This is a genomic window from Thalassospira sp. B30-1, assembly GCF_015767575.1.
Lineage (GTDB): Bacteria > Pseudomonadota > Alphaproteobacteria > Rhodospirillales > Thalassospiraceae > Thalassospira > Thalassospira xiamenensis.
The window spans coordinates 3,565,146-3,584,734 of sequence record NZ_CP065232.1 but is presented as its reverse complement, the minus strand read 5'-3'; the positions used below and the strand labels follow the sequence as shown (position 1 = coordinate 3,584,734).

Below are 19,589 nucleotides of genomic sequence, written 5' to 3'. Positions count from 1 at the left end.
AGTACGAACCTTAAGTGACTGATCGTCAATTCGAAGTCATGTGCCCGGTCAACCATTACTTGACATGGACACATTAGATTCCGTAGAGATATGTACTATATTAAAGTATAGAATAACTCTTGACCCGTGCCTAGCACGATCCAATTCACAGACCGGGACGCTAAAGGAAGTCGCGATCAACAGCGACACATACAATGAAGTTGCATCGTTAGGGGTCCTTGGATGAATAGAACAGTCCCGAAAGAGTTGCTCGCCAGTATTCAGAAATCCGGCCTTCATAAACCTGACCATTGCGCGTTCGTTCTTGATTTTACAAGTGTGCCGACGACACGAAGCCGGACGGTGTTTTGTTCATTTGTCCGCTACTTTCAATATGGCTGTCTGCAAAACCTGACGCCGCGCATTTTATCAGACCACACATTCGTCCTGACGATGCCCAACGACCAGCGCAGCCGAATGGAAGAACTGGTCGAAAATGTAAGAACATTTTTGCTGGCACGCCGATATGGCGGCCTTGACTGCAAGGTCTTCGATCTTAGTGAGGAAGCATCTGCTTTTGCGCTCTGCTGTGTCGGTCATATGCGGGCCATCACACGCGAAAATGCCGAAGACTTCCTTGATTTCTATCTGGCACCGCCAAAAAACGTCACCCAGCTTGGGCAACTTGTCGAAATCGAGCGGATCATTGGCCAGGCCGACATCTCGATGCATATTCGCAGCCAACTGATCTGGGAATTGCTGCCGGAAAGCACGCCTGCGCTTGCCGGTGAGGAGTTCTGGGTTTCTATTGCCGCGATGGAAGAAATCTCGGGCAAGGAAATTCTCAACGATGAATGGATGTTCGCGCGTTTTACAGAGCTTCTGGATAACCGGGTTCTATCCTACGTCACCAAGGAAAACTATACGGGTGATGTCGCGCGGTTTCTGAACCTGAATCCTGTGGCTGTTGTCAGCGCCAATTTTCAGCGAATGATCAAAACCATTCCATCCCGTCAGCTTCGCAAGTTAACGGTGGAAATCCCGTTGCTGATGTGGCGAAACAATCCCAAAGTCCGTCAGGGAATTTTGTCACGTTTTCAAAGGCATGGCATTCGACTGGCCTTTGATCGTGTTCCGCTGTCGCGGTTGACACAGCTTCTGGCCAAGGAAACTGAAATCGCCGACTTCATCAAACTGCATGTGGCGGATTGCGAACCCGATGAAATCAGGCAGACACTCGACCAATGTTCGCCCGATCTGATCAATAAAATAGTTTTCTGCCGCTGTGAGACAGTGGCGCAGATCGAAGCCGGTGTGCAGGCAGGCGTTTCATACTTTCAAGGGTATGGATTGGCAGGTTTTCTTGATGCGCCCGTTGAAATTGAACGGGTGCTGGGCAAAGCCACAGCGAAAGATCTGCCCCGTGCGCGTCTGGCCTTGGGGCGTGCACGTGCCTAATAAAGATCGCTGTATCGGATCTCGTCAAGCTGGGCAAAAACGATTTTCCATGTTTCGTCCTGTTTGAGCAGGGCAAAGGCATAATCACAATCAAAGATCAGATTGTTTTCCGAATTGCCGAACCGGAACGACACGATCGCGCGCGATCCGCCGGGCAGGGCGGAATGCTGTTCGACCAGCATTGATTTCGCCATCGCCAGATCGGCATTTTTCAATTCATCAAAAAACGACTGATTGTATTTATGCAGATCCTCCACCGAGCCGATGGCATGAACCCCCATCAGGTCATTGATCAGGCACGGGAAGTGATAGAACGCATCAAGGGCGTCTGCTTCGAATTTAAGATGTGCATCGGCATAGCGGCGAAAAAAGCTGCCAAGGTCTTCCATAAGATCCGTTTTCCTTCCGCTTTGCCCACGCTGATCAATCGGCGATCAGATCAAGCCATCCTTGTTCATCCAGAACAGTAACACCTAATTCTTCTGCTTTCTTTAATTTGGAACCCGCACCCGGTCCTGCAACCAGAAAATCGGTTTTTGCCGATACCGAACCGGCTACTTTCGCACCAAGGCTTTCGGCTTTGACCTTTGCCTCGTTGCGCGAAAACAGTTCCAGCTTGCCGGTAAAGACAACCGTTTTGCCGCTGACGGGGCTGTCGATAACCTGCGGGGCTTCGACATCTTCGATGGTCAGAACGGCCTGAAGGTCATCCAGCACATCGCGGTTATGTTCTTCGGCCATGAATTCAATAAGGTCATGGGCCACACTGGGGCCGATCTGATCGATATTGATCAGGTCGCGCAACGCGTCACTATCGGGCGTTCCGGCATCATTCATCGCTGTGCGCCATTCCGTGATCGATCCGTAATGCCGCGCCAGGAGCTTTGCCGTCGCCTGACCGATCTGGCGGATGCCAAGGGCATAGATAAACCTGTCCAGCGGCACGGTCCGCCGTTCATTGATGCTGGCAAACAGCTTTTCGGCCGATTTGTCGCCCCAGCCTTCAAGCTTTCGAAGGGCGTCCCGGTGCTTTTCCTCGATCCGGAAAATATCGGCAGGTGATTTGACCCAGCCGAGGTCAAAGAACGCCTCGATATGCTTTCCGCCCATGCCTTCGATATCGAACGCATTGCGCGACACAAAATGTTTCAGTCGTTCAACTGCCTGTGCCGGACAGATCAGCCCGCCGCTGCATCGTGTGACAGCTTCGCCTTCTTCGCGCATGGCGTGGCTGCCGCATTTCGGGCAGGTTTCCGGGAAGTCATAGGGCACGGCGTCATCGGGCCGTTCATCAGTAATGACCTCGACCACCTGCGGGATCACATCACCAGCCCGCTGAATGACGACAAGGTCATTGACCCTTACGCCGAGCCGTTCGATTTCGTCGCGGTTATGAAGGGTCGCGTTCGAGACCACAACGCCGCCAACCGTGACGGGTTCAAGCCGCGCAACCGGGGTTAGTGCGCCAGTGCGCCCAACCTGGATATCAATCGCCTTAACGCGGGTGCGGGCCTGTTCGGCCGGGAATTTATGGGCAATTGCCCAGCGCGGTGACCGGCTGACAAAGCCAAGCCGCAACTGCAATTCGAAGTCGTTGACCTTATAGACAATGCCGTCAATGTCATAATCGAGTTCGGCCCGTTGATTGCCGAGTTCCTCGTAAAACGCCATGATCTCGTCGGTGTTGTGCAAAAGCGTCGTGTGGGGATTGGTGACAAAGCCCCAACCCTTGATCTTGCTGATGAAATCCCAATGCGTCTGCGCAAGACTTTCGGACAGTTCGCCAAAGCTGTAGGCAAAGAAACGCAGCGGGCGTTTGGCGCTGATGGTCGGGTCAAGCTGGCGAAGCGACCCGGCGGCGGCATTGCGCGGATTGGCAAATGTTTTACCACCTGTTTCGGTCTGCGTTTCATTCAGCTTCTGGAAGGCCGAACGCGCCATGTAAACCTCGCCACGGATTTCAACGACGTCGGCCGGTGCATCTTCGGGCAGGATTTTGGGGATGTCGGTGATATGGGCGACATTGGCGGTGACGTCTTCGCCCTCTGTCCCGTCGCCACGCGTTGCAGCGCTGACCAGTTCACGGTTTTCATAGCGCAGCGATAGTGACAAACCATCGATCTTGGGTTCGCCAACGATTTCGACTGGGCTGTGCGCCGTCAGGTTCAGGAAACGGCGAATACGGGCCAGAAAATCAACAATGTCCTCGCGCGAAAATGCGTTGGCAAGCGACAGCATCGGACGCGCATGTTTGATCTTGGCAAAACCATCGGCCGGGGCGGCACCAACTTCCTGCGTCGGGCTGTTCTTCTTGAGCGTCGGATAGCGTGCTTCAAGTTCGATCAGTCGATTGAACAGTGCATCATATTCCGCATCGGGAACCAGCGGTTCATCATTGATATAATACGCTTCGTTAAAGCCGCGAATACGGTCGGAAATTTCGGCATGCTGCCGGCCTGCCTCGGTCCGGGTTTCGGGCATGTCGGGGACAATGGACGAGGTTGACCCTTGTTCGGCGCTCATATTTCTTTTTATCCGTATTCAAGCGGCTGGAACGGGCAGGGAAAATACCCTGTCAAACGTTCTAGCGGGGTTGGTCTAACAGGCTGTCTGCCGCAGCACGGGCTTCGGCGGTGATCGAATGTCCGGCCAGCATCCTTGCGATTTCTTCGCGTCGGGCACCATCGACCAGCTCATTCACACGCGTTACCATGCTGCCGTCATTTTCGCTTTTGGCAATATTGAAGTGGGTGCGTCCACGTGCGGCGACCTGTGGGCTGTGCGTAATCACAAGAATCTGGCGTTCCCCGGCCAGCAAATGCAACCGTTCGCCAATCGCGGCGGCTGTTGCGCCGCCAACACCACTGTCGACTTCATCAAACACAAGGCTCGGCACCGCGGAAACCCGCGCCAGAACCACCTTGAGAGCAAGCAGGAAGCGCGAAAGCTCGCCACCGGAGGCGATTTTGTTCAGCGGTCCGGCCGGACTGCCGGGGTTGGTGGCAACCATGAACTGGACGCGATCAATCCCGTCGATACCCCATTCGTTTTCTTCCAGTTCGGCAATGTCGGTGACAAACCGCGCCTTTTCCATACGAAGCGGCGGCAGTTCGGCATTGATCGCGGTATCAAGGGTCTCGGCCGCGGCTTTGCGTGCGCCATGAAGCTTTTGCGCGGCATCGATAAAGGCGGCCCGATGTTCGGCAACGGCAGCGGTCAGGCGTGAAAGTTCCTTTTCGCCGAATTCAAGCTGATCGATCTGGCTGCGGTATTCCTTCATCAGGCCATTCAGCCCATCAACCGGTACATTGTATTTGCGCGCGGCCGCGCGCAGCGCAAACAGCCGTTCCTCAACCGTTTCCTGCTGCCCGGTATCGACATTCAGATCAGCAAGGGTGACCGATATCGCACGCGATGCTTCTTCAAGTTCGATGGCGGCACGGTCCAGTGCCTCGATGATCGGTTCAAACCGGCCTTCGGCCTTTTGCAATTCGCGTTCAAGATGGCGCTGCGCACTGCGAAGCGCACTTTCGGCACCCTTGCCGCGCGACAGTTCGCCTGCGGCATCATTCAGGGCTGCAACAAGCTTTTCCCCATGCATCAGGAACTGGCGTTCCTCGGCAAGGCGTTCTTCCTCGCCTTCTTCAGGGCCAAGTTTTTCAAGTTCGTCAACCGCGTGGCGCAGCCATTCTTCTTCTTCGCGCGCCTTGTTGATGCGGTTGGTCGCCGCTGTCAGTTCCTTTTGCGTATCGCGCCATGCGCGCCACTGATCGCGCACCGTAAGTGCCAGACTGCCAAGATTGCCGTGCGCATCAAGGGTCGCGCGATGGGTGGTCGGATCTAGCAATCCGTGCTGGTCAAACTGCCCCTGGATTTCGACACAGTAATTGCCGACATCGCGCAAAAGGCCGACCGATACCGACTGATCATTGACATAGGCGCGCGACCGCCCGTCCGAGGTGACAACACGACGCACCACCAGTTCGTCGTCCTCAACCTCGATATCCTGTTCGGCCAGAAGCCTGTAAACCGGATGACCGGCGGGCAGGGTGAAGGTTGCGGTAACGCTGCATTTGTCCGTGCCATGTCGGACAAGGCCGCTATCGGCGCGTGCGCCAAGTGCCAGCCCCAACGAGTCAAGCAGGATCGATTTCCCGGCACCGGTTTCCCCGGTAAGCACACTAAGCCCGTCGCGGAAATCAAGGTCCAGCTTGTCGATCAGAACAACATTTCGGATGCTAAGCCGTCGGAGCATTGCGGGATACTGACATTGTTAAAACAGGTGCGATCGTGCCCGTCAGGCAGCGTCGCGACAAGCAGAGTGCCCAATCACAGCGCGCCTTGCAAGCTTTGGCAGAACGCAAAATCTGCCGCATCCCTGTGTGCCGCAGGAAAGAGCGAAAAATGTTGAAAAACAACTGACAAGAAATCGGTGTTCCTGATGCGTTCTCGTGTCGGAAGTCACGCGACGCGTCAAGAATCAGAACCAGTCACCAAGGGCGGTGGTGGTCGAATGCCACCAGCTTTCTCCCTCGCGGGTGTTTATGCCGTCACCAACCAGAAGATCGTATGATTCCTCATACCACGGACTGCCCGGGAAGTTATGACCCAGTACCGATGCGGTGCGTTTGGCTTCGCCTTCAAGACCAAGTGCCAGATAGCTTTCGGTCAGGCGCGCAAGTGCTTCGGGGACATGCGTGGTGGTCTGGTATTTGTCGAGGACCATTTTAAACCGGTTGATCGCAGCCAGATATTCACCGCGATCCTGATAATAACGGCCAACACTCATTTCCTTGCCAGCAAGGTGGTCAACCGTCAGATCCTTTTTCAGTTTCGCGTCACGCGCATACTGGCTGTCGGGGAAACGGCGGATAACGTCATCAAGCGAATCCATCGCATGCTGTGTCATCTGCTGATCGCGGCCGACGTCGGAAATCTGTTCGTAATAGGACAATGCTTTCAGGTAATAGGCGTATGGCACATCCGGGTTTGCCGGATGAAGCGAGATAAAGCGATCAAGGGCTGTGATTGCGTCGTCATACTTGTTGTCCTGATAATAGGCATAGGCCGACATCAGGGTCGCCTTGGTCGCCCACACAGAATAGGGGTGCTGGCGTTCAACCTCGTCAAAGGCCTCGGCTGACTTCTGGTATTCCTTGGCGTCCAGAAGGTCCTGCGCGCTGTTATAAAGTTCGGAAACCGGGCGTTCGACATATGCCGGTTTGTCGTCGCTGGAGCAGGCTGCAAGAAGCAGGGCCAGACCACAAGCAGCAATAACATTCTTGGCGGAAGCCTTACGAAGCACTGTGACGTTTCCTTAAGCTTTGTGACGCGTTCAGGCGGAATTTGCCAGACTATACCATGCCTGTACGGGCATAGGGCAAGGGGTTGTGTTACCCCGCAGGCACTTTTCTGCATCCCGGTCGGAAACCGGATCGCGGTTTCACAAGCCGTGGTTGGGCAACGCAATAAAAAAGCGGCCCCCAGGGACCGCTTTTTGCAAACAAGATCATATCAAAAAAGCTTCTCAAGCCGTTGCGAGCGCAGGGGCTTCAACCGCATGAAGGGCCGATTTGCGCATTGGCACAACGCGCCACGCACTTGCATCGGCAAACAGCGCCTTCAAAAGCAGGTTGTTGACATGGTGACCGGATTTATATGCCGTCACTTTGCCCTGCAACTGCTTGCCGGCGGTGTAAAGATCGCCAAGCGCGTCAAGAATCTTGTGACGGACGAATTCGTCGTCGTAACGAAGACCTTCTTCATTCATGACTTCGTCGCCCGAAAGGACAACGGCGTTATCAAGCGAACCGCCCCGTGCAAGGCCCATCGACCGCATGGCTTCGACTTCGTGCAGGAAGCCGAAAGTCCGTGCACGGGCGATATTGGCAACAAACACGCCATCGTCGAATTTGACCGACATGCGCTGATTGTTGATTGCCTTGCTGGCGAAATCGATTTCGAAATCGACCTCAAAGCCATGCCCCGGTTCGATCCGCGCGGTGCAGCCCTTGTATTCGACTTCAACCGGTTTCAGAACCTCAATTACCTGACGCGGTGCATCCTGTTCCTCAATCCCGACGCAATCGATCAGGAAGTTGAACGGTGCCGAACTGCCATCCATAACCGGCACTTCGTCGGCATCAATGTCGATCAGAACGTTGTCGATGCGTTGCCCCGCAAGGGCTGCCATCAGATGTTCGATGGTGCCAATCTTGATCCCGGCACCCCTGTCACCAAGGCAGGTGCAAAGCTGCGTATCGATCACACCATCGTAACGTGCCGGAAACAGCGGTTGGCCATCCAGATCCGTGCGGCGGAATACGATACCGTGATTTTCAGGTGCAGGGTGCAGGGTGATGCGGATTTTATGACCTGAATGAAGCCCGACACCGGCACAGCCGATGGATGCTTTAAGGGTCCGCTGACGCACGACATCATGATCAGATGCGCCCGAATGCGAAAGGGCAGCGCTGAGGTCTGCAATTTTGTTCACGGGAACCCCCAAAAGTCAGGTCAGTCAAGTTTGTCAATGAATGCGCCCTATCGGCGCTTGGGGTATGAACCCCATTTCTTAGTTTCAGACCCTACAGGCGCTGTGACAAGAGAACAAATCACTCTTTGTTACGCTTTGTAAACTGGATAAGTAACTGATAAATAAAGAAACAATGTGGAAAATCTGATCGAATATCATTTCAGGTTACGCAGAGGCAGATGTTTGGATGACCGGGCCGCATTAAAAAACTTGGACCGCATTAAAAAAAGGGGAAGGCCAAAGCCTTCCCCTTCTTCGCGCGGAGAATGTCGTCAGTTGGCCTGACGACGCAGGAAGGCCGGAATTTCCAGAAGGTCGTCAGACGCATTCGACGTCTTGACGCGGGAAGCTGGATCCGCCTTCAAGGACTGGTTTGCATTCTCGCCAAGCGACATTTCGGTCTGGCGCGGTGCCGGAGCCTGCGGCTGCGGGTGTGCCTGACGCGGTGCCGCGTGGTGAGACTGTTCTGAATGGTCTTCGTGACCGCCCTTGTTTTTACCAAACAGGGTCCGCAGACCAAAGCGCGGCGGGGTTGCGTTCTGGGCATCTGCTGCTTCGAACACATCCGGGCTGTGATTTTGTTCTGCGTCGCTCGGACGGGCTGGGCGCGGCGGGATAAAGGCCATGTCACCGTTTTCTTTCGGCTTTTCGGCCGGGGTGAAATGCTGTGCCGGACGCGAAACCGGCTTCGGTTTCAGAACGGTCTGACCCAGTTCAATCGAACCGGTATTGTTGCCAGCAGGCTGATTGCTCAGTTCCGGCTGCTGGGCGCTGCCGGTTGCGGCAAAACGTTCTGCCGGAATTTCGTCGATTGATGCACCGCCCTGATAACCATCATGCCCATTTGCAATGGCGGCGTCCGCGGCGCTGGCGACGGCGGCTGCCGCACCGTGCTGACCAAAGGATGGGGTTGCCGGTTTTGCGGCCTGTTCGGCCGGTTTGACCGGGGCAACCGAAACGGTGGTCGGCTGCGGACGACGGACTTCCTCGGCATCGATACCGGTGGCAACCACGGAAACGCGCAGTGCGCCTTCGATGGTCGGGTCGAACGTCGAACCAAAGATGATGTTGGCTTCCGAAGCAACTTCCTCGCGAATACGGTTCGCGGCTTCGTCGACTTCGTAAAGGGCCATATCCATGCCGCCGGTGATGTTGATCAGGACCGCACGTGCGCCCTTCATCGAAGCATCTTCCAGAAGCGGATTTGCGATGGCGGCCTCGGCGGCCTCAAGGGCACGTTTTTCACCCGTGGCTTCACCGGTGCCCATCATGGCTTTGCCCATCTCGCTCATGACGGTGCGAATGTCGGCAAAGTCAAGGTTCACAAGGCCCGGGACCATCATCAAATCGGTGATGGAGCGCACGCCGTTGCGCAGAACGTCATCAGCCATCTGGAAGGCATCTGCGAATGTGGTTTTTTCATTCGCGACCCGGAACAGATTCTGGTTCGGAATGATGATCAGCGTATCAACATATTGCTGAAGCTGCTCGATCCCCTGTTCGGCAGTGCGCATACGGCGCGTGCCTTCGAAATGGAACGGTTTGGTAACGACCCCAACCGTCAGAATGCCGGCTTCCTTGGCAGCACGTGCAATGACCGGGGCCGCACCGGTACCGGTACCGCCGCCCATGCCCGCGGTGATGAACACCATGTGGCTGCCTTCAAGCTGGGCCTGAATGTCTTCGATGGATTCTTCGGCGGCCGCACTGCCCGCATCGGGACGTGCGCCAGCACCCAGACCCTGGGTGATTTTGCGACCAAGCTGCATCTTGCGTGCTGCTTTGCTCTGGCTCAGGGCCTGTGAGTCGGTGTTGGCAACAACAAAATCACAACCTTCAAGTTCGGATGCGATCATGTTGTTAACGGCGTTTCCGCCAGCGCCACCGACGCCGATAACGGTAATCTTCGGTTTCAGGTTTTCTTCCGTTTCAGGAACGGAAAAATTGATCGTGCTCATTGTTTGCTCTTCCTCTCCGCGCTTTAGAGCTTAAGATCGGCGCGGCCTTCCCGTTGCCACGCTAAGTCTCAGGTGTCCCCCGGACATTAGACCTTGGCATTCGTTTTAGCGGGCAAAGAGTTATTGCCGTATTAATAACAATGGAAGATTTCGAAAATTATCGCGTTTTTTTCGCGAAATAATTTTCGCGTTGCGTAAAACGCCTTTCCTGCCGGATCGGGCAGGCCGCGAAAAGCCTTGGGACGGACAGGGAAACTAGAAGTTTTCCTTGAACCATGCGCCAAGTCGACCCCAACGCCCACCCGATTGACGGATTTGAGCCATTGCTTCGCTAAGCGGATCGTTCTGCTGCTGAAGGGCGCGCAACAACAAACCTGCACAGGCCGAAAATGCCGGGCCGGCTGTGGCTTCGGCAAGACCTGATACCCCGTGCGGTGTGGCAATGGTGGCCGGGCGTTCGAACATCTGGCTTGCCAGATCGGCAATCGCGTTAAGCTGGCTGGCACCACCCGTCAGAACGATGGAACGGCCGCCGATCTGTGACAGGCCATGCTCGTCCAACTGATCGCGAATCAACTCAAACGTTTCTTCAAGGCGCGGTTTGATGATGTTGATCAGCATCGAACGCGGCACGTGATTGACGTTGTTTTCGTCTTCATCGCCGATCACAGGGACCGCCAGGATTTCCTGATCGTCGGACGGCGATGTCAAAGCACTGCCGTGCAGTGTTTTCATGCGTTCGGCATGATTAAGCGATGTATTGAGCCCATAGGCGATATCGCGCGTCACATGCGCCCCGCCGACCGGTACGGTCGCGGTATAGATCACCTGACCGCCGTGGAAGACGGCAACGCTTGTGGTGCCGGCCCCCATATCGATGACAGTCGCGCCAAGGTCGCGTTGATCGGCAGTCAAAGCCGACAGGCCCGATGCCAGTGGGGTGACGACTGTTTCCTCGATCCTCAGATGGCAACGCCCCAGAAGGGTTTCCAGATTGCGAAGCGGGGCGGTCTGGGTGCGCACAAAATGCAGATCAAGCCCGACGACAGACCCGTACATGCCGCGCGGATCACGAAGACCTGTGGCGGCATCGACCCTGAAGCCCAGCGGCACGGTATGGATCAACTCGTCACCCGCCTGGCGCAGAACGGCGTCCTTCTGATCGTTCAGTTTGCGGATTTCAAGATTGCCAATCGGACGCGATCCCAGCGGCAGTTCAACCGTGTGGGTTTCTGATTCCGGGCTGCCGCCAGACAGATTGACGATGACGGAATCAATCGTGTGGCCTGCCATTTTCTCGGCCGCATTCACCGCCGCAAGGACAACTTCCTGTGCAGCATCAAGATTGGCAATTGATCCGCTTTGCAGCCCCTTGGACATGTTATGTCCGATGCCGATGACTTTCGGGGCTTCGCCCTTTTCACGTCGGGCAATAAAGCAACAGACCTTGGACGTGCCGATGTCCAAGGCCGCGATCAAGCCTGATCTGGTTTTGCTGCGTGCCAATTGAATGCTCTGAACTTTTTTAAAAATTATGATCTGATTTCTGTCCGCCAGATCTTATGCCGGTTTTCGCCCATAAGCTGTTGCAAATTGGTTAAGGCAGGGCCGCGTTATTCGGTATTTTCCAAAGCTGTGCGTCTGTCTGAGGCTGTGCTGGCGTTCCCTTGGTCTGGCCGGACCGGGTTTTACCTTATCTGGATGGCACGATCGATTGGGCTGCTTCAACTACAAGCGGGGCAATTTCTGCTTCCGCGCGTTCGATTGTCCAGCGGATCGACGGCAAAGAACAGTGGATGGCGCCAACCGGTATTCCGTCAATGCTGCAGATCGGGGCGGCAACGTTGACTTCATCGGGTAAAACCTGCCCCTGTGTGGTGCAATATCCCTTTTCGCGTGCCATCAGGATATTGTCGAGTATGGCATCGCGATCCATCGTTGTCCGGGGGGTGTATTGCCGGATTGGCCAATTATTCACTGCGTCACGAATGGCCTGATCTGACTGGCGGCTCAGGATAATGCGCCCGGACGAGGCAACCAGTGCTGGCACCCGTCGGCCAATCGCAGAAGCCCCGAAATTGGTGCGGTGGTTGGGCATGCGCACGACATAAATAATATCGGTTCCGATGGGCTCGGCCATGTTGATGGTTTGGGATGTCTGGCGGCTCAGGTCGATCAGGCGGGGCATTGCCAACTGCGCTAGATAATCAGCCCACAGATAGCTGTACGCCATTTCCAGATATTTGACGGATGGCCGAAACCGGCGAGTCTCCGGATTCTTTTCCAGATAGCCAAGCTCGTAAAGCGTGTTGGCATATCGTTGTGCCGCACTCTTCTCGAGGCCGGTAACCTTTACAAGATCGGCCAGCCCAAGTTCGGTTTTGTCTTCTGAAAAAGCTTCGAGTATCCGCATGCCTTTTTCAAGGGATGTGACAAAAAGGGTGTCCTGCTGCCGGGCTTTGGCATTCGCCATGGTCGCGTTTCCTCGGTTTTTTAATGGCAAACGTGCTGGTTGACATGCAGCTTCCAGTTGCCTTATCGTAGTTTTATACAGTACGCTGTATTACAATATAATACAAGATGTTTTAAATGCATCTAATGTGTCTTGCCGCGAACACCGTGAAGTAAGGCACGCATATCAGGAGGCTATAATGAAACAGATCCTTAAGGGGGCTGGAATCTTTGCCCTCGTCATGGCCGCTGCTGGAACAGCTGCTGCCAACAAAGCAGACGATACCCTCAATGTCGCATTCTCCAAAGAGCTTGAAAATGTCGACAGTTATTTCAACTCGGCGCGTGAAGGCGTTATTCTGCAACGCTCCATCTGGGATGGGCTGGTGTATCGCGATCCTTATACCGGCGAGTATCAGGGAAATCTGGCGACGGACTGGAAATGGGTTGATGACAAAACCCTTGAATTCAATCTTCGCCAGGGTGTGACGTTCCACAATGGCGAGCCTTTCGACGCCGACGATGTGGTCGCGACCGTGAACTGGGTTGCGGACGAAAAGAACGGGGTGAAAACCCAGCGCAACGTCAACTGGATGGAAAGTGCCGAGAAGATTGACCAGTTCAAGGTCCGCATTCATCTGAAAGCACCATTCCCCGCAGCAATCGAATATCTTGCCGGACCTGTATCGATTTATCCCAACGAATATTACGCCGAAGCTGGTCCGACCGGCATGGGACTTAATCCGGTAGGGACCGGTCCTTACAAGGTTGTTTCAGTCGAGCCGGGCAAGCATTTCGTGCTGGAGAAGTACGAAAATTATCACAAGGACAGCCCGAAGGGGCAGGCCAATATCGGTCGTCTGGATATCCGTACCATTCCCGATTTCAACACGCAGGCTGCCGAACTGTTCAGTGGCGGTCTGGACTGGATCTGGCAGGTGCCGCCAGATCAGGCCGAAAGCCTTGGCGCGATGGGTGAATTCACGGTTGCCAACGAAAGCACCATGCGCATCGGTTATCTGCAATTTGATGCCGCCGGTCGCAGCGGTGAAAGCAACCCGTTCACCAACAAGCTTGTGCGTCAGGCAATTTCGCATGCCATTGACCGCGAAGCCATCGTTGCATCGATGCTCAAAGGTAAATCCCGTGTGGTCAATTCGGCCTGCTTCCCGTCGCAGTTCGGCTGTGCACAGGACGTCGCTGTCTATGACTATGATCCTGAAAAAGCCAAGCAGCTTCTTGCCGAAGCCGGTTATCCGGACGGGTTGGAAATTGACTTCTATGCCTATCGCGATCGCGAATATGCCGAAGCGATGCTGGGCTATCTCGAAGCGGTCGGTATCAAAAGCAATTTCAAGCTTTTGCAATACTCCGCCCTGCGTGAACTGAGCATGAAGGGCGAAGTACCGATGTCGTTCCAGACATGGGGATCCTATTCGATCAATGATGCGTCGGCGATCGTCAGCCAGTATTTCAAGCTTGGCAGTCTTGACAGTGCGCAAGACAAGCAGGTCAAGGAATGGCTGGATGTTGCCGACAGTTCCGTCGATTCCGAGGAGCGCAAGGAATATTATTCCAAAGCCCTGAAGCGCATTGCGGAAGAAGCCTATTGGTTGCCGTTGTTCTCCTATAACTCGAACTACGTGTTCACCAAGGATCTGGAATATGCACCGACCACGGATGCAATTCCGCGCTTCTTCCAGATGAACTGGAAATAATCCTCCGGATCAGGGGTTCAGAACGGTGTTGGTATATACGTTAAAAAGGCTTGGCTTGGCCTTGCTGGTGACGCTTGCCGTCTCCATGCTTAGCTTCGCGCTTCTCTATCTTTCGGGGGATCCTGCGGCGGCTATTGCGGGTGAAACGGCAAATGCCGAGGATATCGAGGCTGTAAGGGTTTATTACGGTTTTGATCGACCATGGGTCGTTCAGTATGGCGAATGGATGTTCAACGCGATCAGGGGCGATTTCGGCGAAAGTTACTATTTCAAACTGCCGGTGTCGCAATTGGTTGCGGAGCGTCTGTCCGTCACGATGTTGCTTGGCGTATGCGGAATCTCGTTTGCGCTTCTGACGGCGGTGCCGTTGGGCGTTGCCGCCGCCGTTCGCCCCAACAGTCTTATTGACCGGATTGCGCTATTCCTTTCGGTCATGGGGCAGGCCATGCCCAGTTTCTGGTTTGGCCTGGTCCTGATTGTCCTGTTCAGTATCAAGCTTCGCATCCTGCCGCCTTCCGGTTCGGACAGTTGGCAGAACTTTGTGATGCCGACCATCGTGCTGGGTTATTACGCGATGCCTGCCATCATGCGCCTGACCCGTGCCGGGATGCTTGATGTGCTGGGTGCGGATTATGTCCGCACCGCACGCGCCAAGGGGGCGGGTGAATTCCGGGTCATGTTCAAGCATGCCCTTCGCAACGCCATCATCCCGGTTGTCAGTCTGGCCGCCGTTCAGATGGGCTTCATGCTAGGCGGGTCGATTGTCGTTGAATCGATCTTTGCCCTGCATGGGGCGGGCTATCTGGCGTGGGAATCCATTGGTCGCAACGATCTGCCAACCGTACAGGCCCTGATTCTGGTGTTTTCGATGTTCTATATCGTCTTCACCTTCCTGTCGGATTTGTTGAATGCGTGGCTTGACCCGCGCATGAGGGTGGGCTGACATGACCAACACGACCGAAACCATCAACACAGTGGCACCCAAGGTTGAAGCTGAAGTCCTGAGCGGCCCGACGCCGCGACAGGTTCTGCTGACCAAAGTCCTTGGTCACAAGGGACTGATGTTTGGTGCCATCGTGCTTCTGACCATCTTCCTGATGGCGCTTTTCGCACCTCTTCTGGCACCTTATGATCCCTATCATCAGGATTTGATGCATCGAATGATCCCGCCCGTCTGGGATGCCAAAGGCAGTTGGGAAAACATCCTTGGTACCGATCATCTCGGGCGGGATTATCTTTCACGGTTGCTTTATGGCGCACGTATTTCACTGGCCATCGGGGCGATTGCGGCCCTGATTTCCGGCATTATCGGCACCAGTATGGGCGTTGCCGCCGGTTATTTCGGCGGACGTGTCGATGCCTGTGTCACCTTTTTGATCAATGTGCGTCTTGCGATGCCCGTGGTTCTGGTGGCGTTGGCGGTGGTCGCACTGTTTGGCGGATCACTTCAGGTGGTGATTACGGTTCTTGGCCTTTTGCTTTGGGATCGGTTCGCGGTTGTGATGCGATCTGCCACCCTGCAATTGCGATCCATGGAATATGTCACGGCGGCCAAGGCCATCGGCTGTTCAACCAAGCGCATCCTGTTTAGCGAAATCATGCCGAACATCGCCAACAGTCTGATCGTGATTGTGACGCTCGAAATGGCGCATGCCATCCTGCTTGAAGCGGCCCTGTCGTTCCTGGGCCTGGGGGTGCAACCGCCGACACCGTCCTGGGGCTTGATGGTGTCGGAAGGCAAACAGATGCTTCTGTTCCAGCCTTGGATGATTGCCATCCCGGGTGTCGCGCTGTTCATCCTTGTTCTGGCGATCAATTTGCTGGGTGACGGTCTTCGTGACGTTTCCGCACCTGAAAACCGCAACTAGGGGCATCAGTATGGAAAACATTCTTTCTGTTCGCGGCCTGACGGTTGATATCCCGCTGGCAGCCGGAACGCTGCATGCCGTGCGCGGCATTGATTTCGATGTGAAGCGGGGTGAAACCCTGTGTGTGGTGGGTGAATCAGGTAGTGGCAAGTCCCTGACATCGCTTGCGATCATGGGACTTCTGCCCAAGCAGGCGCAACGTTCGGCGCAGGTTCTGGATTTTGAAGGTGTCGATCTGCAAACCGCATCCAATCGGGATATGCGCAAACTGCGCGGCAACCGGATTTCGATGATCTTTCAGGAACCGATGACCTCGCTTAATCCGGCATACACGATTGGCGATCAACTGATGGAAGCCCTTTTGCTTCATCGCAAGGTCCCCAAGACGGTAGCGCGTGACCGTGCCATCGAACTTCTGGAAAAGGTCGGGATCACGGCGGCGGCCAACCGTATGAAACAATATCCCCACCAGCTTTCAGGCGGTCTGCGCCAACGCGTTATGATTGCCATGGCCCTGATGGGCGAACCTGATCTGATCATTGCGGATGAACCGACAACCGCGCTTGATGTCACCATTCAGGCGCAGATATTGCGCCTGCTTAAGGATCTTCAGCGTGAATTGAACATGGCGATGATCCTGATTACCCACGATCTGGGCGTGGTGGCCCGCGTCGCGGACAAGGTCGCCATCATGTATGCCGGTGAAATGGTCGAAGCCGGTAGTGCTGCCGAAGTCTTTACCGCGCCAAAGCACCCTTATACCCGCGGGTTGCTTAATTGCATTCCGGTGCCGGGCAAAACCGCGGTTGGCGAACATCTGGGCTCGATCCCCGGTATTGTGCCGTCTCTTATCGGTGATGTTGCTGGTTGTGCTTTCCGAAGCCGCTGTGACGAGGCAACAGCGCAATGTGCGTCCGATATACCGGCCCGGATTTCACCCGCCGGGCATCTTTATCGCTGTGTTCACGATTATGACAGGTCTGCATCCCTGTCGATGAACCAGCCAAAATCGGGGGAAGCATAATGTCCGTTCCGGTTCTTGAACTTGAAAATGTGTCGAAGATTTTTTCGATCAAGCAGGGCATCTTTGGCAAACGCAAGGATCTTCGTGCGGTCGATGAACTGACCCTGAAACTGCAAAAGGGAGAGGTCCTTGGCCTTGTCGGGGAATCCGGCTGTGGCAAAAGTACCCTTGCACGTATTTTGCTGGGACTGGAAACGCCGACACAGGGCCGGGTTCTGGTCGATGGCGAAGACATTACCAGCCATGACAGATCCTATCTGGCGCGGCGTATCCAACCGATTTTCCAGGATCCCTATTCATCGCTGAACCCGCGCAAGACGATTGGAGATATCATCTCGCTGCCGCTAAGGGTGCACAAGGTCGGCGATCCGCGTGACTGGGATAAGCAGACCGCCGATATTCTTGATGTTGTCGGTTTGCCCAAACGGGTTTTGCGCAGTTATCCCAGCCAGCTTTCGGGCGGGCAACGTCAGCGTGTCGCCATTGCACGTGCACTCATCATGCGCCCGGAAATCGTGATCTGCGATGAACCGACATCGGCGCTTGATGTGTCGGTACAGTCGCAAATTCTTAATCTGCTGTCGGATTTGCGCAATGAATTCGGGCTGACCTATCTGTTCATCAGTCACAATCTTGCGGTGGTCGAACATCTCGCAACAAGGGTGGCGGTAATGTATCTGGGGCGCATTGTCGAAGAAGCAGAAGCATCTTCGCTGTTTGCCGGTCCGGATCATCCTTATACCAATGCGTTGCTGGAATCCGTTCTGACGCCGGACCCGTCCCTTGGCGTGCCCGACACGCAATTGGGTGCCGTATTCCCCAATCCGATCAACCCGCCCAGTGGATGCCATTTCCATCCGCGCTGCCCGCGCGCGATTGATATCTGTTCGACCAAGGCACCGGTGGCGACCCTGCATCAGGGCAAGCGGGTTGAATGTCATCTGGTCGAAGGGGCGGTTCAATGATCCGCGACAATTTTTCCAACATGCAGTCGGTCCGTAAAAACGTCGTCGCCGTCGAAAATGGTGGGGTGGTCGCAGCCCAGCATAAGCTAGGCGCCCAGGTCGGGGCTGACATTCTTGCCGCCGGTGGCGATGCCATTGATGCCGCGATTGCCACATCCTTTGCCATGGGGGTGGTCGAACCCTGGATGAGTGGCCCGGCCGGTGGCGGTGCGATGATGATCTATCGTGCCGATGAAGACCGGACCTATAGCATTACCTTCGGGATGCGGTCCCCCGCCGGGCTTGATATCGCCGATTATCCGTTATCGGGCCAAGGCGTTGCAGGCGACCTGTTCCCGTGGGCGCGGGTCGTCGGGGATCGTAACCAGATTGGTGCAACCGCGATTGCGGTACCCGGTACCGTTGCCGGTATGGAGCTTGCCTTTGACCGGTTTGGCACGATGCCGTGGCGTGATCTTGTTTCGCCGGCGGCCAAGCTTGCGTCGGGCGGGTTATCGGTTGATTGGTATGCCGCCCTTATCATCGCGTCTAGTACCCGCGAACTTGCCAAAAACCCGACCGCGGCGGAGACCTTTCTGGAAGATGGGCAGTGGCCGACTATTGCCGGATGGACGGCCCTTTCGGACAAGCGGATCAATCTTGACCGGATGGCGGCCACCCTGCAACGCATCGCCGATAAAGGTGCGCGTGAATTTTACGAAGGCGATCTTGCGGCGGAAATCGTTGCCGATGTCAGGGACGCCGGGGGATGTTTGTCGCTTGATGACATGAAGTTCTATCAGGCTGTTTTGTCTGATCCGCTGACAGCATCCTATCGCGGGGGGGCGGTCTATACGCCGCCTGCGATGACGGCGGGTGAAAACCTTGCGGAATGTCTGGAAATCCTGTCGCATCAGAATTTTGAGGGGACGTCACCGGGGGCGGATGCCTATGGGGCGTATGTCGATGCGCTTAAGGCGACCTATAAACGCCGGTTGCGCGATATGGGGGACGTTGATGACAGTCGCGCCCCCGCCTGCACCACGCATTTCAGTGTGACGGATCGACATGGCAACATGGTCGCGGTGACCCAGACATTGCTGTCCATTTTCGGATCCAAGGTCGTGCTGCCCGGAAGCGGGCTTTTGATGAATAACGGGATCCTGTGGTTCGATCCCGAACCGGGACGGCCAAACTCGTTAGCACCTAATAAGCGGTGTTTGATGAATGTCTGCCCGGCAATCGGGCGGCACAAGGACCGGCGTTTTGCCATCGGAGCATCGGGCGGGCGCAAGATTTTGCCAGCCATCCTGCAACTGACATCCTGCCTGATGGATTTCGATATGACCCTCGAAGACGCCTTCCATCAGGCGCGGGTTGATTTCAGCGGCGGCGATACGGTGATCATCGATCAAAGCCTTTCGCCCGATATCATTGCGGCTCTGGGGGAAGGGCATCGTTGCGTGACCACGCGCCGGACCGCTTTCCCCTATGCCTTTGCCTGCCCGGCCGGGGTTCTTCGGCAGGGAAACTTCAATCAGGGCATGACCGAAATCATGTCGCCCTGGGGCGATGCGGTGGCGGAAAACCGGGATGGTTCGTGAAACACAAAATGCTCCGTCGTTCCTTTGGGAATTGGATGGCTTATCGGAAA

General features: G+C 55.4%; 15 protein-coding genes. 7 read left to right on the top strand and 8 right to left on the bottom strand.

Features of this window, described 5'->3' with window-relative positions:
- Positions 1–222: 222 nt before the first annotated feature.
- Positions 223–1,437: a hypothetical protein gene (locus IT971_RS16910; RefSeq protein ID WP_007089772.1), complete on the top strand. Its 1,215-nt coding sequence runs from the start codon at positions 223–225 to the stop codon at positions 1,435–1,437.
- On the opposite strand, the gene IT971_RS16905 is transcribed toward IT971_RS16910, so the two are convergent.
- From IT971_RS16905 to IT971_RS16870, 8 genes are all read right to left on the bottom strand, one after another.
- Positions 1,434–1,826, bottom strand: coding sequence for a hypothetical protein (locus tag IT971_RS16905; protein WP_063095085.1), 393 nt, complete (start codon positions 1,824–1,826; stop codon positions 1,434–1,436). The genes IT971_RS16910 and IT971_RS16905 overlap by 4 nt on opposite strands.
- A gap of 34 nt (positions 1,827–1,860) precedes the next feature.
- Positions 1,861–3,930, bottom strand: coding sequence for an NAD-dependent DNA ligase LigA (gene ligA / locus IT971_RS16900; protein ID WP_063095142.1), 2,070 nt, complete (start codon positions 3,928–3,930; stop codon positions 1,861–1,863).
- Between the two features lie 91 nt (positions 3,931–4,021).
- Positions 4,022–5,692, bottom strand: coding sequence for a DNA repair protein RecN (recN, locus tag IT971_RS16895; RefSeq protein WP_037992121.1), 1,671 nt, complete (start codon positions 5,690–5,692; stop codon positions 4,022–4,024).
- A 225-nt stretch (positions 5,693–5,917) separates the two neighbouring features.
- Positions 5,918–6,742 (bottom strand): outer membrane protein assembly factor BamD, encoded by an 825-nt coding sequence (locus tag IT971_RS16890; RefSeq protein ID WP_007089768.1) that lies wholly within the window; start codon positions 6,740–6,742, stop codon positions 5,918–5,920.
- Between the two features lie 222 nt (positions 6,743–6,964).
- The gene (gene lpxC, locus IT971_RS16885; RefSeq protein ID WP_063095086.1) at positions 6,965–7,933 is read right to left on the bottom strand and encodes a UDP-3-O-acyl-N-acetylglucosamine deacetylase; all 969 of its coding nucleotides are present in this window, start codon (positions 7,931–7,933) and stop codon (positions 6,965–6,967) included.
- A 311-nt stretch (positions 7,934–8,244) separates the two neighbouring features.
- On the bottom strand, positions 8,245–9,930 hold the full coding sequence (gene ftsZ / locus IT971_RS16880; RefSeq protein WP_007089766.1) for a cell division protein FtsZ: 1,686 nt from the start codon (positions 9,928–9,930) through the stop codon (positions 8,245–8,247).
- Between the two features lie 255 nt (positions 9,931–10,185).
- The gene (gene ftsA / locus IT971_RS16875; protein ID WP_007089765.1) at positions 10,186–11,436 is read right to left on the bottom strand and encodes a cell division protein FtsA; all 1,251 of its coding nucleotides are present in this window, start codon (positions 11,434–11,436) and stop codon (positions 10,186–10,188) included.
- Positions 11,437–11,623: 187 nt separating this feature from the next.
- Entirely contained in the window at positions 11,624–12,403 is a 780-nt protein-coding gene (locus tag IT971_RS16870) for an IclR family transcriptional regulator (RefSeq protein ID WP_037992128.1), read from the bottom strand.
- Positions 12,404–12,581: 178 nt separating this feature from the next.
- On the opposite strand from IT971_RS16870, the gene IT971_RS16865 reads away from it, so the two are divergent.
- From IT971_RS16865 to IT971_RS16840, 6 genes are read left to right on the top strand one after another with little or no spacing between them, the layout of a single operon-like run.
- Positions 12,582–14,099, top strand: coding sequence for an ABC transporter substrate-binding protein (locus IT971_RS16865; protein ID WP_063095088.1), 1,518 nt, complete (start codon positions 12,582–12,584; stop codon positions 14,097–14,099).
- Between the two features lie 25 nt (positions 14,100–14,124).
- Positions 14,125–15,042: an ABC transporter permease gene (locus tag IT971_RS16860; protein ID WP_007089762.1), complete on the top strand. Its 918-nt coding sequence runs from the start codon at positions 14,125–14,127 to the stop codon at positions 15,040–15,042.
- 1 nt (position 15,043) lies between these two features.
- Positions 15,044–15,967, top strand: coding sequence for an ABC transporter permease (locus IT971_RS16855; RefSeq protein WP_007089761.1), 924 nt, complete (start codon positions 15,044–15,046; stop codon positions 15,965–15,967).
- A 10-nt stretch (positions 15,968–15,977) separates the two neighbouring features.
- Positions 15,978–16,991, top strand: a complete 1,014-nt coding sequence (locus IT971_RS16850; protein ID WP_063095090.1) for an ABC transporter ATP-binding protein — start codon at positions 15,978–15,980, stop codon at positions 16,989–16,991.
- Positions 16,991–17,956, top strand: a complete 966-nt coding sequence (locus IT971_RS16845; protein WP_007089759.1) for an ABC transporter ATP-binding protein — start codon at positions 16,991–16,993, stop codon at positions 17,954–17,956. Before IT971_RS16850 ends, IT971_RS16845 begins: the two co-directional genes overlap by 1 nt.
- On the top strand, positions 17,953–19,539 hold the full coding sequence (locus IT971_RS16840; protein ID WP_063095092.1) for a gamma-glutamyltransferase: 1,587 nt from the start codon (positions 17,953–17,955) through the stop codon (positions 19,537–19,539). The genes IT971_RS16845 and IT971_RS16840 overlap by 4 nt, the downstream gene beginning before the upstream one ends.
- Positions 19,540–19,589: the final 50 nt, after the last annotated feature.